The following is a 14,054-nucleotide window of genomic DNA, read 5'->3' on the forward strand; positions in this document are numbered from 1 at the left end:
CCCCCCCCCCCCCCCCCCCCCCCCCCCCCCCCCCCCCCCCCCCCCCCCCCCCCCCCCCCCCCCCCCCCCCCCCCCCCCCCCCCCCCCGCGTCCGGGGCGTGCGCGGGGATGGCCGGAAGCGATCTGCGTCCATATGTTCGGACGCGCCGACGTGCACCGCGCCGCTGCCGATAGGCTGGGCGGATGACGCGAGCCGAGCAGCCAACGGTCGTGAGCCCCACCTCCGACACACTTGCCGCAGACTCACGCGAGCGCGCCGTACGAGCCCTGTTGCGTGTTCCCCCGCTGAAGCGGTTGTGGAGCGCCCAGCTCGTCGGCGGTATCGGCGATGCACTCGCCCTTCTCGTGCTGGTCCTGCTGTCGCTGCAAGCGGCGGTCCTGGAGGGCTCATTCGGAACCGGATACCGCGGGGCGGCCTTCGCCGTCGCCGCCGTGTTCGGCGCCCGAATCCTTTCCACCCTGCTCTTCGGAGCCGTACTCCTGGGGCCGTTGACTTCGCTCACGGCGCCCGGCGGGAAGCTGGACCGGCGATGGCTGATGATCGGGGTGGACGGCCTGCGGCTGGCGCTGCTGGTCGTCGCCCCGCTGTGGATCGACTGGACGCCCGACCAGGCGCTCCTGATGATCCTCATCACCGTCTTCGTGGCCGGCGCCGCCGAACGCCTGTGGACGGTGGCCAAGGAGAGCGCGGCCCCGGCGCTGCTGCCCGCGCCGCCCCTGGAGGGCGCCGCCGTGCGCCCGCTCCCCGACCACCTCGACGCCCTGCGCCGGCTGTCGCTCCGTACGAACTTCCTCGCCGTACCCGCCGCCGCCGTGGTCCTGCTGGTCGCCACGCTGGTCGGCAACCTCCTCGGCTCCGGCCTGGACTGGTTCTCCTTCCACCAGGCGGCCCTCGGTTCGTACGTCGCGGCCGGTCTCTTCGCCGCCTCCATCTCCACCCTGTACTTCCTGCACCTCCCCGACACCCGCACGCCCCGGCCGCGCTCCCCGCTGGAGGGCCTGCGCCGCCCCGCCACCGGCGACCGCCCCGACAGGGGCCGCACCGGCGCGATCCCCGCGGTCGTCGCCGCCTGCGCGGCCGTCGCCGCGGTCATCGCGGCGGCCGCCGCGGTCGCCGTGCTGCACGCCCACGACCTGGCCGGCGGACCCGCCACGTTCGCGCTGCTGATCCTCGGGCTGACCGGCGGCACCGCCCTCGGCATACGCACCGCCCGCCGCGTGCTCCCCGCCCTGTCGCGCCGCCGGCTGCTCGCCCTCGCCACCGCCGTCACCGGCCTCGCGCTCCTCGCGCTCGGCCTCGTGCCGGACACGGCGACCGGGCTCGCCATCGCGCTGCTCGCCGGGTACGCCGCCGGGGTCGCCGCGCACATCGGGCACACCCTCATCGACCAGGAGACCGAGGCGCCCCGGCAGGCCCGCACCACCGAACACCTCCAGGCCGTCGTCCGGGTGTCCGTCGCGCTCGGCGCCGTCGCCGGCCCGCTGCTGGCGGCCGCCGTCGGGCGGCACCGCCTGGTCGCCGGCGACCTCGTCCTCGCCCACGGCGGGGCCGCGTACACCCTGATGCTGCTGGGCGCGCTGCTGCTGCCCGTCGCCGCCCTCGTCCTCGCCAAGACGGACGACCGCTCGGGCGTGCCGCTGCGCCGGGACCTGCGCGAGGCGCTGCGCGGCGGCGACCCCGCGGTCGCGCCCGCCGCGACCGGCTTCTTCCTCGTCCTGGAGGGCGGCGACGGAGCGGGCAAGTCCACCCAGGTCGAAGCGCTCGCCGATTGGATCCGCGCCAAGGGGCACGAGGTCGTCGTGACCCGCGAGCCCGGCGCCACCCCCGTCGGCAAGCGGCTGCGCTCCATCCTGCTCGACGTGTCGTCCGCCGGCCTCTCCAACCGGGCCGAGGCCCTGCTGTACGCCGCCGACCGCGCCGAGCACGTCGACTCCGTCGTCCGCCCGGCGCTGGAGCGCGGCGCGATCGTCATCTCCGACCGCTACATCGACTCGTCCGTCGCCTACCAGGGCGCGGGCCGGGACCTGGCCCCCACCGAGATCGCGCGGATCTCGCGGTGGGCGACGAGCGGCCTCGTACCGCATCTGACGGTGCTGCTGGACGTGGACCCGCAGACCGCGCGGGAGCGGTTCACCGAGGCGCCGGACCGGCTGGAGTCGGAGCCCGCCGAGTTCCACGAGCGGGTGCGGTCCGGCTTCCTGACCCTCGCCGCGGCCGACCCCACCCGCTACCTGGTGGTGGACGCCGGCCAGGAGCCCGAAGCGATCACCACGGTCGTACGCCACCGGCTCGACCGGCTTCTTCCGCTCTCCGAGGCCGAGGTCCGGGCCATCGAGGAGGCCCGGCGCAAGGCCGAGGAGGAGGCCCGGCGCAAGGCGGAGGAGGAAGCCGCCCGCAAGGCCGAGGAGGAGCGCCTGGAGAAGGAGCGCCAGGAGCAGCTCGCCCGGCTGCGCGCCGAGGAGGAGGAGCGCAAGCAGCGCGAGCTGGAGGAGGCCCGGCGGCGCGAGGCCGAACGCCAGGCGGAGGAGGCCAGGCAGCGCGCCGAGGAGGCCCGCCGCCGCGCCGAGGAGGACCGGCTCCGGTTGGAGGCCGAGGAGCGGGCCCGCCAGGCCGAGCAGGAACGGCTCCGCAAGCAGGCCGAGGAGGAGGCCCGGCTCCGCAAGGAGGCCGAGGCGCTCCGCCTGGAGAAGCAGCGCAGGGCCGAGGAGGCCCTGATGCGCGCCGAGGAGGCCCGCCGCCGGGCCGAGGCCGAGGCGGCCGCCCGGACCGAGGCGGCACGGGCCGAGGCCGAGCGGGCGGAAGCGGCATGGGCCGCGCGTACGTCGGAGGCCGCGCGCACGTCGGACCCGGACGCGTCCTCGCGTGCGGAGGGCTCGTCGGAGGGCGCGGGGTCGCACCGGACTCCGGGGGCCTCCGGGTCCGCCGGGGCTTCCGGGGCCTCCCGGCCGTCCGTCCCGGACAACGAGATCACGGTGGCCACGCCGATCGTGAACCCCAACGAGGTCACGCAGCCCGTCCCGACCGCGCGCCCGCAGGACCGCGCGGCGTCCGACCGCCTCCCCCCTTCGGGTGAGGAGGAGACGGCCATGCTGCCCCGCGTCGCCGACCGGGACGCGGACGAGACGGCCGTGCTCCCGCCGGTCCCGGACGAGCGGCCCTCCGACCGGGTCCCCCAGGGCTTCTTCCGTGAGGAGGGCCCGACGGCCCCGCCGGCCGAGAGCGAGAGCGAGCGCACCCGCGAGCTGCCGCAGTTCGGCGACGGCCCGCAGGGCGCGGGGGCGGGCGACCCGGCCCGTGACGGCGCGCGCGATGACAGCCCCCGCCGGCGCCCCCGTCCGGACTGGGCCGAGGAGACCCCGCTGGACGACCTGCCGACCCTGGCGGACGAACTGCTCGGCGGCCACGACGACGAGGGCCGCGAGGGACGCGGGCCCCGATCGCGCGGCTGACACGGGCTCCGCGGCCCATGGCGCGTCGGCCCGCCCGCCCTCCGGGGGCGGGCGGGCCGGACTGTCAGTGGCGTCCTCCACAATGGGTGACGACGACGGAACAGCGCACCGTGCGGACCGCGCCTCCGCAGCACGGCACGACACCACCGGAAGGGCGGTGACCCATGACCGTATGGGACGACCTGGTCGGCCAGGACCGCGTGCGAGAACAGCTCGCCGCCGCCGCCGAGGACGCCGATGCGCTGGTCACCGCCGTGTCCGAGGGCGAGCACCTGGAGCAGGGCTCGAAGATGACCCACGCCTGGCTCTTCACCGGACCGCCGGGCTCCGGCCGGTCCACGGCGGCGCGGGCCTTCGCCGCCGCGCTCCAGTGCACGAGCCCCGACCGGGCGCTGGGCGGCGCCCCCGGCTGCGGCTTCTGCGACGGCTGCCACACCAGCCTCATCGGCACGCACGCCGACGTCCAGGTGATCCGCACGGAGCTGCTCTCCATCGGCGTCAAGGAGACGCGGGACCTGGTCCGGCGCGCCCAGCTCTCTCCTGCGGTCGGCCGGTGGCAGGTCATCATCATGGAGGACGCCGACCGCCTCACCGAGGGCGCGGGCAACGTCCTGCTGAAGGCCGTCGAGGAGCCCGCCCCGCGCACGGTCTGGATGCTGTGCGCCCCCTCGCTCGAAGACGTCCTGCCCACCATCCGCTCCCGCTGCCGCCACCTGACCCTGAGCACCCCGCCGGTGGACGCGGTGGCCGACGTCCTGATCCGCCGCGACGGCGTCGACCCCGAGCGGGCGCACGCGGCGGCGCGCGCCACCCAGGGGCACATCGGCCGGGCCCGCCGCCTGGCCACGGACGAGCGGGCCCGTGCGCGGCGGGCGGCGGTGCTCAAGGTGCCGCTGCGCATCGCCGACGTCGGCGGCTGCCTCAAGGCCGCCCAGGAGCTGATCGACACGGCCACCGACGACGCCAAGCAGATGGCCGAGGAGGTCGACGGCAAGGAGACCGAGGACCTGAAGGCGGCGCTCGGCGGTGTCGCCGGGGGGCGGATGCCGCGTGGCACGGCGGGGGCGATGAAGGAGTTGGAGGACAAGCAGAAGCGCCGCAAGACGCGTACGCAGCGCGACAGCCTCGACCTGGCGCTGACCGAGCTGACCGGGTTCTACCGCGATGTGCTGGCGCTGCAGTTCGGTTCGAGGATCGCCATCGCCAACGTCGACGTGTACGACTCCCTGGAGCGGATAGCGGAGTCCTCGACGCCCGCGCAGACGCTGCGCCGGATCGAGGCGGTGTCCGCCTGCCGGGAGGCCATGGACCGCAACGTGGCGCCACTGCTCGCCGTCGAGGCGATGACGATGGCGCTGCGAGCGGGCTGAGGGGCCGCGCGGTCGCCCCAGCGTGCCCTGTTCACCCGAATGAGCAGGGAATCGGGCGACTCGTGACCCGGCGGATAGGCTCCCAGGATGGACACCAGCCGCCTCCTCCGTACCCTCGCCCTCGGGATCGGCACCGTCGGCCTCCTCGTCTCGGGATGCAGCGCCGGCGGCTCCTCGCCGAGCCCCGCGGCCACCGGCGCCGCGGCCCCCGAGCGGCTGTCGTCGTACTACGCGCAGAAGCTGAGCTGGCGCGACTGCGGGGTGGAGGGGTTCGCGTGCGCGACGATGAGGGCGCCGCGCGACTACGACGAGCCGGACGGCGGCGACGTCGAGCTGGCGGTCTCCCGCAAGAAGGCCACCGGGCCGGGCAAGAGGATCGGCTCGCTCCTGGTGAATCCGGGCGGCCCCGGCGGCTCCGCGGTCGGCTATCTCCAGGGGTACGCGGCCCTCGGCTACCCGGCCCCGATCCGCGCCCGCTACGACATGGTGGCCATCGACCCGCGCGGCGTCGCCCGCAGCGAGCCCGTCGAATGCCTCACCGGCAAGGAGATGGACGCCTACACCCAGGTCGACCAGACGCCCGACGACGCCGGCGAGGTCCAGAAGCTCGGCAGGGCCTTCGAAAAGTTCGCGCGAGGGTGCGAGAAGCGCTCGGGCGAGATCCTGCCGCACGTCTCCACCGCCGACACGGCCCGCGACATGGACATGCTGCGGGCCGTGCTCGGCGACGAGAAGCTGCACTACGTCGGCGCCTCGTACGGGACGTTCCTGGGCGCCACGTACGCGGACCTCTTCCCCGACCGGGTCGGCCGGCTCGTCCTGGACGGGGCGATGGACCCCTCGCTCACGGCCGTCGACATGAACCGCGACCAGACGGCGGGCTTCGACCGGGCCTTCCAGTCCTTCGCCGCCGACTGCGTCGAGCAGCCGGACTGCCCGCTGGGCACCTCGTCCACCGCCGACGCCGCCGCCGCGCTGAAGCGGCTCTTCGCGGACCTGGACGCCAAGCCGATCCCGACCGGCGACGACCGCGAGCTGGGCGAGTCCCTGGCGACCACCGGGGTGATCGCCGCCATGTACGACGAGGCGGCCTGGCCGCAGTTGCGCGAGGCGCTGGCGGGCGCGCAGCACAGCGACGGCTCGGGCCTCCTGTCGCTGGCCGACAGCTACTACGAGCGCGAGCCGAACGGCACCTACGCGAATCTGATGTTCGCCAACGCCGCCGTGAACTGCCTCGACCTGCCGCCCGCCTTCGACGGCCCGGACGCCGTGCAGAAGGCTCTCCCCGCCTTCGAGAAGGCCTCCCCGGTCTTCGGCCGCAACTTCGCCTGGGCCTCCCTGAACTGCGCCCACTGGCCGACCGAACCCACCGGCGCCCCGCACCGCACCGAGGCGGAGGGCGCCGCCCCGATCGTCGTCGTCGGCACCACCCGCGACCCCGCCACCCCCTACACCTGGTCCCGCTCCCTCGCCGAACAGCTCTCCTCCGGCACCCTGCTCACCTACGACGGCGACGGCCACACCGCGTACGGCCGGGGCAGCGACTGCATCGACACGGCGATCAACACCTACCTCCTGGAGGGCACACCGCCCACCGACGGAAAGAAATGCACCTGACCAGGCCAAACGCCACCAGCCCCGCCCCGTGCGGAGCACCCCCCGAACCTGTGTAGACTTGGCTTCGCCGCTGACCGCACCATGGTGCGACAGGGCGCGCCGCCTTAGCTCAGTTGGCCAGAGCAACGCACTCGTAATGCGTAGGTCTCGGGTTCGAATCCCGAAGGCGGCTCAGTGAAGGCCCAGGACAGAACGCCTCTGACCTGGGCCTTTGTGCTTTTCGAGGTCCACTCGCGGTGGCGCGGCACCCCACTCGGGGCACCGATCTCCGCCGGTGCGCGGGCGTGCCGGCGGGCGGCGTCACGCGACGGATTCGTGGGGGCGTGGGCGCGGGCCGTCCCGTCGTGGGACTGGGCGTGCAGGCGCCCGTCACCACGGGGGCCGGTAGGTTTCCGATGCTGCGGGGGCGTTCGGCCTTCGCGAGATTCGGAGCCCCAGTCCGACATCAGTACTCATCGCGAACGACGACGTCGGCCTCCACGTCCGCAACCGGATCTCGGCGGCCGACATGACGCGGGTCCCGAATGCGCCGGCGGCGCTCCGCGCTGGAGCCTCGGGGCGTCTTCCGTACGCGGTGCGTCAGCCCTGGTCGGCGTCCACGTACGCCTGCCAGCGCTCGCTCGTGGCGATGTCGGTCAGTTGACCGAGGGTCAGCGGCGGGGCGGCGGCCGAGGCGAGGCCACTCTTGGCGGCGGTGCTGTTCGGGGCGGTCAGCGCGATGCGCAGACCGTCCTTGCGGAGCAGGTCCACGGTCCGGACCGTCAGGTCCCCGGCCTGCTCCGGATGCGCACGGAACCGGATCTCATGCCCAGGTCCGACGCGGCCTGGTCGACGCTTCGGTCCTCCCAGTACCGCAGGACGATCACCGCGCAGTCCTTCGGCGCGAGCTGCGCGAGTGCCTGCGCGAGCGCCACCCGCAGGGCCGGGTCGGGCAGCGCGGCGACCTGTTCCGGCAGCTCCCCGACCGACCTCTCGTGCGTCCTTCGCTACCGGGCGTGTGAGAGGTGCTTCCGCATCAGGATGGTGCGTACGTAGGCGGGGGCTGGCGGCACGCAGGAACGCCTCCATGTCCGCCGCTTCTTCGGACGATTTGGTCATGTACAGCCTTTCCGCTGCCGCTTCTGCGCTCCAGCCCTCAGATGCTCCGGGAGTCCGGTCGCGTTACGGAGAAGTCGACCGCACCGGTCGCCCCGAGAAGCGGTGCTCCTGCCGCGAGCGCACCTGGCGGGCCCTGCTGGTACGCCGCCCGCCGCTCCCGCCGATCAGTCCGGGGCGTCCTCCGGGTAGACCTCGGCGAAGGCGGAGCGGAACAGGGCGGTGGCGTCCTGGCCGGTGAGACCCTCGGTACGGGCCTGGGTCAGCCAGTCCGCGAGGGCGGCGCGGAGGGGGGAGTCGGGGGCGGACTGGGGCCGGGCCAGGGTGCGGGTGATGAAGGTGCCGGCTCCCTGGCGTACCTCGGCGAGTCCTTCGCGCTCCAGCTCCCGGTACGCCTTGAGGGTCGTGTTCGGGTTGACCTTGGTGGTCGCGGCGACCTGGGCGGCGGTGGGCAGCCGGTCTCCCACCTCCAACGCCCCCATCCGCAGCGCCTGCTCCACTTGGCGGACGATCTGCAGATACGTCGCCACTCCACTGCGCCGGTCGATGCGGAACACGACCACGGGCTTCACCTTCCGCTCGAATTCCGACACTTTACGTAACGCCCGTGCACCGCTCCTACAGCGGGCGGCGCGCGACGCGCCACAGGGTGAGGGCGGTGAGCAGGGCCGTTCCGGTCAGCAGGATGCCTGCCGCGGTCCACTGCATCGCCGCCATCTGGTCGTAGTCGAGGTACTCGATGACGTTGTCGACGATGCCGCGCTCCTCGATGCACGCGTTCTGCGCCTCCTCGGTCGCCTCGGCGCAGACGCCCCAGCCGTAGAGGTCCCCGTCGGCGCTCCCGACCCAGCGGTCCACTTCGTACGACTCGGCGAAGCGGGCCGGGAGTTCGCTGTTCAGCGGGTACGTGAACATGCGCGAGGGGGCCAGCAGCGTGCGCAGCTCGCTCCAGACGACCTGGGTCGCGACCGTGAAGAGGAAGGTGACCATCATCGCGGGGAGCACGCGGCGCAGCAGCCCGCCGATGGTGATGCCCGCGGCGGTAAGGAAGAGGAGGAACGCCGGCAGGACCGGGCCCGTGTTGTCGAAGATCGTGCTGTCGATCCACTGGCTGGGGAAGTGCGAGCGGTTCGGCTCCCACCACCAGGTGAACAGGGACGAGAGCACCAGCCCGGTCAGGAGCGCGAGGCCGTGGGCCAGGGCCAGCTTGGCGACCAGCCAGCGGCGGCGGGTCACGGACTGGGTGGTGACCAGTTGGGCTGTGCCGTTCTCCTGGTCGCCCGCGATCAGCGGGGCTCCGACGAAGACGGCGAGGATCAGCGGCAGTCCGGCGAGGACGGCGGTGATGTACTTGTAGCCGCGGTCGCCCTGGAGCGGGCTGATGCCGTCCTGCCGTGCCCGGTCGGTCGCGTCGAGCAGGTGGATCAGCTCGGCGCGCTCGTACAGGATCCAGAGCGAGACGATCAGGGTGAGGGCGAGGACGCAGATCAGCGCGGTGCGGTGCTGGCGCGCCACGAGCCAGGGGAGTCCGCGCAGCAGGCGGGTCCGGGGGCGGAGTCCGGTGTCGTCCTGGGTCGGGGTGGTGCTCATGCGGCCTGGTTCCCTTCGGCTTCGACGCGGGCGCCCTGGGTGTAGAGCGAGGGGGCGTCCGGTGAGCGGAGATGGGCGAGGAGGACTTCCTCCAGGGAGGGTTCGGCGATCTCCCAGTCGGCCGGGAGCGGGCCCCTCGGCCGGACCATCGCCTGGAACTGCCGCCCGTGCAGGCGTGATTCGACGACCGTGTGGTGCGCCAGCTCGGACGGCAGGGAGCCGTCGTGCGTCACCCCGGTCACCAGGGAGTGGGCCGGGACCAGCGCGTCGGCGTCACCGGCCATCCGGACCCGGCCTTCCGCGATGACGAGCAGGTAGTCGCACATGTCCTCCAGCTCGGTCAGCATGTGCGAGGACATCACCACCGTGGTGCCGCGCTCGACGGCCTCCGCCATCAGCAGGGTGCCCATCTCGTCGCGGGCCAGGGGGTCGAGGTCCGCCATCGGCTCGTCCAGCAGCAGGAGGTCGGGCCGCTTGCCGAAGGCGAGTGCGAAGGCCACGCGGGTGCGCTGGCCGCCGGAGAGCGTCCCGATCCTCGCGTGTGCCGGGATGTTGCCCGAGCGGACGATCCGCTCGGCCGCCGCCGCGTCCCAGCCGGGGTTCAGCTCGGCGCCCATCCGCAGGGTGTCGGCCACGGTGAACCGCTTGAACAGCGGTTTCTCCTGGCCCAGGAAGGCGAAGCGGGGCATGACGGCGGGGTCGTCGACCGGTACGCCGAAGACCCGCAGGGAGCCCGCCGTCGGCTGCACCTGCCGGGTCGCCAGCCCGAGGAGGGTGCTCTTGCCCGCTCCGTTCGGGCCGACCAGACCGCAGATGCGGCCGGCGGGGATGCGGAAGGAGCAGTCGCGCAGCGCCCAGCCGCGCCGGTAGCGCTTGCCCAGGCCGCGGGCCTCCAGCGCCCAGTTGCCCGGTGCCCGGCTCGAAGTGCTCGTGTCTGCCACGTGCCTCGCCTCGATTCCACTAGTCAATTAATGGAATCATGGAGTTCTCGCAGGACGCCTGTCAAACGCGTGCTCGGCACACGGGGGTCGGCTCACGCTGGAGGGCGCGGAGGGTGCGGAGGGGCGTAGAGGGTGCGGAGGACGCAGAGGGCGGGCGCGGTGAGCGCCGGCCCGTGGGGGGCGTACGTCGGCGGTGCGCGACGTGGGCGTGCGTCGGCGGGAGTACGGCGCGGGCGTACGGCGGCGGGCGGTACGCGCGGGCGCGCACCCGCCGACGTACGCCGGTGGGCCCGTGTTCCGGCGTGCGACGGCGGGCGCACGCGAGCAGGGCCGCGACGGGCGCGTGCACCAGCCGGCGGTACGACGCGGGCGCACCGGCCGACGTGCCCCGGTGGGCCCCGTGGTCCGGCGCGCACTCGCCGCCATACCCCGACGGGCCCGTGCTCCGGCACGCACCGGCGCGCACCCGCCGCCGTACGCCGACGGGCCCCGTGCTCCGACGCGCGGCGGGCGACCCGTCGTCCCGGTGGGTCCGCCGCGGTGAACCGCTGGAACAGCGGGTCGCCCTTCGGCGCCCCGACGCGCGGCGGGCGTCCCGCCTCCGGGTCGCCCCCGCCGCCTCCGGGCTGCCCCCGCCGCCTCCGGGTCGCCCCGCCTACACGGCGCAGCCGAGCACCAGGTCCACCGCCTGTTCCAGGCAGGCCCGTTCGTGCTGGGTCAGGTAGGGGTCGGCCTGTTGGCGGGTGCGGGCGAGGGCCAGGTCGGCGGCCGACGCGCCGCCCTCGTCGGCCAGTTCGGCGAGCAGCGCGCCCAGCAGCGTCCGGGTCTCCGCCTCGGCCGGGAGCCTGGCGGCGAGCGCGGTCCGGGCCAGGGTCAGCGCCGACATGGCCCGGTCGAGGCCGGGCGGGCCCTCCGCGGCGGTGGACCAGTCGATCACCACCGCGCCCCGCTCCGTCAGCATCACGTTCTCCGGGTGCAGGTCCAGGTGGAGGACGCGGTCCGCCGGATCGGCCGACACCCTCGGCGGTATCGTGTGCAGCTCGCGCAGGAGGCGGCCGAGCAGCGCGCCCGCCTCGGCCGCCCCGAACGTCCCCGCCAGCAGGGCCTCGGCCAGGGTCGGGCCGGACAGCCGCTGGAGCACCAGGTCCGTGGGGCGGGCCCCCTCGGCGGGGGGACCGATGCGCGGCACCGGGAACCCGAAGGCTCCGACGTACGCCATCACCACCAGCTCGGCCGTGGTGTCGGTGCGGTCGCGGTAGCGGCGAAGGACCCAGGAGCCGTCGAGTGCGTACACGTCGGCGGTGCGTCCCGAGCCCAGAAGTTGCCCTGTGTGCATGGGGCCGAACCTACCCGGACGCCCGTGCGAAAGGGAGACGCCTTCCGGCGCGGCCGGCCGGCCCGCGCGAACCGCCGCACGGGGGGCGCGGAACGGCCCCATAACGCGGAGGGAGGGGGTGAACGGGATCTCCTGCGGTCGGGCGGGACGCCGCTACGGTTTCGGCTATTCACCGGTCTGGACCAACCCCCACCGGACCCGGAAACCCCCCTGAACCAAGGAGAGTTACGTGGAGAGAACCACGCTCCGCAAACGCGCCTTCGCCGCCGGAACCGCCGCGGTGGCCGTGGGTGCGCTCGCCCTCGCCGGGCTGACCGGTGTGGCGTCCGCCGACCCAGCGGCCACCACCGTCCCGCCGGTCTCCGCCGACAGCCTCTCACCGGGACTGCTGGCGGCCATGGAGCGCGACCTCGGGCTGGACGCCGACGAGGCCCGGAGCCGGATCGCGAACGAGTACCGCGCCGCGGCCGTCGCCGCCGGGTTGGAGAAGACCCTCGGGGCCAGCTTCGCCGGCGCGCGGGTCAGCGGAGCCGACGCGGACCTCACCGTCGCCACCACCGACGCCTCCCAGACCGCCCGGATCGCCGAGGCCGGGGCGCGGGCGCGGGTCGTCGGCCACAGCCTCGACCGGTTGGAGAAGATCAAGGAGACCCTCGACCGGGCCGCGCTGCGCCAGGCGCCGAAGGACGTTCCCGTCTGGTACGTGGACGTCGAGGCCAACCGGGTCGTCGTGAACGCGGCGAGCACCTCGGCCGCCAAGGCGTTCCTGAGGTCGGCCGGGGTCGGCGGCGACCTGGTCACCGTCGCCCGGTCCGCCGAGAAGCCCCGCACCTTCGCGGACCTGCGCGGCGGCGACGCGTACTACATGAACGGCTCCGGCCGCTGTTCCATCGGCTTCCCGGTGACCCGCGGCGGCACCCAGAACGGCTTCGTGACCGCGGGCCACTGCGGCCGGGTCGGCACCACCACCACCGGCGTCAACCAGCAGGCGCAGGGCAGCTTCCAGGGCTCGACCTTCCCGGGCCGCGACTACGCCTGGGTCGCCACCAACGCCAACTGGACGCCGCGCCCGCTGGTGAACGGCTACGGCCGGGGCGACGTCACCGTCGCCGGCTCCACCCCCTCGGTCGTCGGCGCCTCGGTCTGCCGCTCCGGCTCCACCACCGGCTGGCACTGCGGCACCATCCAGCAGCACAACACCAGCGTCACCTACCCGGAGGGCACCATCTCCGGCGTGACCCGCACCACCGTCTGCGCCGAGCCGGGCGACTCCGGCGGCTCGTACATCTCGGGCAACCAGGCGCAGGGCGTCACCTCCGGCGGCTCGGGCAACTGCTCCTCCGGCGGTACGACGTACTTCCAGCCGGTCCTGCCGGCCCTCCAGGCGTACGGGCTGACGCTCGTCACCAGCGGCGGAACGCCGACCGACCCGCCCACCGACCCGCCCACCGACCCGCCGACCGACCCGCCGGGCGGCACCTGGACGGTCGGGACCCACTACGCCGCCGGCGCCACGGTGACGTACGGAGGCGCGACCTACCGCTGCCTCCAGGCGCACACCGCCCAGCCCGGCTGGACCCCCGCCGCCGTACCCGCCCTCTGGCAGCAGGTCTGACCGCTGCCCGACCGGTGCCGCCCGTCGCCGCCCCGCGCGGCGGCCGGCGGGACCGGGCCTCCTGAACCTCTCCTGCTCCCCGCACCGAGGACTCCGAGGAAACTGTCATGACCCCACCCAAGGACAACCCGACCCCCAACGAGCCGAACGCGTCCGACGAACTGTCGGAGGACCGCCGGGGCATCAGCCGCAAGGGACTCCTGAAGGCCGCCTTCGTCGCGAGCGCGGCCCCCCTGCTCGCCGGAGGAGGCGTCGCGCTCGCTCGGGACGCCGCATCCTCCGGGGAGACGCTGCTGGCCCCCACCCCGGAATGCGACGACGGCGACGACACGACGCCGCCGCAGATGGAGGGCCCGTACTTCAAGCCCAACTCCCCGCGCCGCACCAGCCTGGTGACGTCGAGCACGCCGGGCGTGCCGCTCACCGTCAGCGGCTACGTCTTCGGCCGGGCCTGCCGGCCCATCTCCGGGGCGCTGCTGGACTTCTGGCAGGCGGACAACAACGGGGCGTACGACATGGCCCAGTACGCCTTCCGGGGGCACCAGTTCACCGGAGCGGACGGGTCCTTCAGCCTCACCACCATCGTGCCGGGCCTCTATCCGGGCCGCACGCGGCACATCCACGTGAAGGCCCAGGCCCCCGGCGGCCGCATCCTCACCACGCAGCTCTACTTCCCCGGCGAGCCGCGCAACAACACCGACGCGCTGTTCGACCCCGAGCTGCTGATGAACGTCCGCAACGTCGGGAACGGGCGCCAGGGCACCTTCGACTTCGTCCTGGACGTCGCCCAGACGCCCAAGCCGACCGACCCGCCCACCGATCCGCCCACCGATCCGCCCACCGATCCGCCGGGCTCCACCTGGAAGGCCGGCACCTCCTACCGCGCGGGCGACCGCGTGACGTACGGCGGGGTGGCCTATCGCTGTCTGCAGGCGCACCAGGCCGTGCCGGGCTGGGAGCCGCCGAACGTCCCCGCGTTGTGGGAACGCGGGTAGACGCGGACCAGCGAGGGCGCACCACCGCCCGCGCCCCGTTCACGC

The 14,054-nt window shown here is 74.3% G+C and carries 11 protein-coding genes and 1 tRNA gene; 6 read left to right on the top strand and 6 right to left on the bottom strand.

Features of this window, described 5'->3' with window-relative positions; translation table 11 throughout:
* Window positions 1–183: 183 nt before the first annotated feature.
* The 4 genes from tmk (at window position 184) to ACZ6EJ_RS16530 (ending at window position 6,609) form a co-directional block, all read left to right on the top strand.
* A complete protein-coding gene (gene tmk, locus ACZ6EJ_RS16515) occupies window positions 184–3,450 on the top strand; it encodes a dTMP kinase (protein WP_469267798.1) in 3,267 nt (1,088 codons plus the stop codon).
* A gap of 164 nt (window positions 3,451–3,614) precedes the next feature.
* Complete coding sequence (locus ACZ6EJ_RS16520; RefSeq protein ID WP_469267799.1) at window positions 3,615–4,820, top strand: DNA polymerase III subunit delta'; 1,206 nt, start codon at window positions 3,615–3,617, stop codon at window positions 4,818–4,820.
* Between the two features lie 87 nt (window positions 4,821–4,907).
* Entirely contained in the window at window positions 4,908–6,437 is a 1,530-nt protein-coding gene (locus ACZ6EJ_RS16525; RefSeq protein ID WP_469267800.1) for an alpha/beta hydrolase, read from the top strand.
* A 98-nt stretch (window positions 6,438–6,535) separates the two neighbouring features.
* A tRNA-Thr gene (locus ACZ6EJ_RS16530) sits at window positions 6,536–6,609 on the top strand.
* Between the two features lie 407 nt (window positions 6,610–7,016).
* On the opposite strand, the gene ACZ6EJ_RS16535 is transcribed toward ACZ6EJ_RS16530, so the two are convergent.
* From ACZ6EJ_RS16535 to ACZ6EJ_RS16560, 6 genes are all read right to left on the bottom strand, one after another.
* Window positions 7,017–7,187: a hypothetical protein gene (locus ACZ6EJ_RS16535; protein WP_469267801.1), complete on the bottom strand. Its 171-nt coding sequence runs from the start codon at window positions 7,185–7,187 to the stop codon at window positions 7,017–7,019.
* Window positions 7,188–7,198: 11 nt separating this feature from the next.
* Complete coding sequence (locus tag ACZ6EJ_RS16540) at window positions 7,199–7,351, bottom strand: sigma factor-like helix-turn-helix DNA-binding protein (protein WP_469267802.1); 153 nt, start codon at window positions 7,349–7,351, stop codon at window positions 7,199–7,201.
* A gap of 348 nt (window positions 7,352–7,699) precedes the next feature.
* Entirely contained in the window at window positions 7,700–8,104 is a 405-nt protein-coding gene (locus ACZ6EJ_RS16545) for a GntR family transcriptional regulator (RefSeq protein WP_469267803.1), read from the bottom strand.
* Window positions 8,105–8,150: 46 nt separating this feature from the next.
* The gene (locus tag ACZ6EJ_RS16550; protein WP_469267804.1) at window positions 8,151–9,122 is read right to left on the bottom strand and encodes an ABC transporter permease; all 972 of its coding nucleotides are present in this window, start codon (window positions 9,120–9,122) and stop codon (window positions 8,151–8,153) included.
* Window positions 9,119–10,063 (bottom strand): ABC transporter ATP-binding protein, encoded by a 945-nt coding sequence (locus ACZ6EJ_RS16555; RefSeq protein ID WP_469267805.1) that lies wholly within the window; start codon window positions 10,061–10,063, stop codon window positions 9,119–9,121. Before ACZ6EJ_RS16555 ends, ACZ6EJ_RS16550 begins: the two co-directional genes overlap by 4 nt.
* A 655-nt stretch (window positions 10,064–10,718) precedes the next feature.
* A complete protein-coding gene (locus tag ACZ6EJ_RS16560; protein WP_469267806.1) occupies window positions 10,719–11,399 on the bottom strand; it encodes a phosphotransferase in 681 nt (226 codons plus the stop codon).
* Between the two features lie 229 nt (window positions 11,400–11,628).
* Here ACZ6EJ_RS16560 and ACZ6EJ_RS16565 point away from each other — a divergent pair, with 229 nt between their 5' ends.
* Together ACZ6EJ_RS16565 and ACZ6EJ_RS16570 are read left to right on the top strand one after the other, a co-directional pair.
* Complete coding sequence (locus tag ACZ6EJ_RS16565; RefSeq protein WP_469267807.1) at window positions 11,629–13,014, top strand: alpha-lytic protease prodomain-containing protein; 1,386 nt, start codon at window positions 11,629–11,631, stop codon at window positions 13,012–13,014.
* Between the two features lie 107 nt (window positions 13,015–13,121).
* Window positions 13,122–14,009 (top strand): dioxygenase family protein, encoded by an 888-nt coding sequence (locus ACZ6EJ_RS16570; RefSeq protein ID WP_469267808.1) that lies wholly within the window; start codon window positions 13,122–13,124, stop codon window positions 14,007–14,009.
* Window positions 14,010–14,054: the final 45 nt, after the last annotated feature.

It is taken from the genome of Streptomyces sp. NPDC041970, from assembly GCF_055588985.1.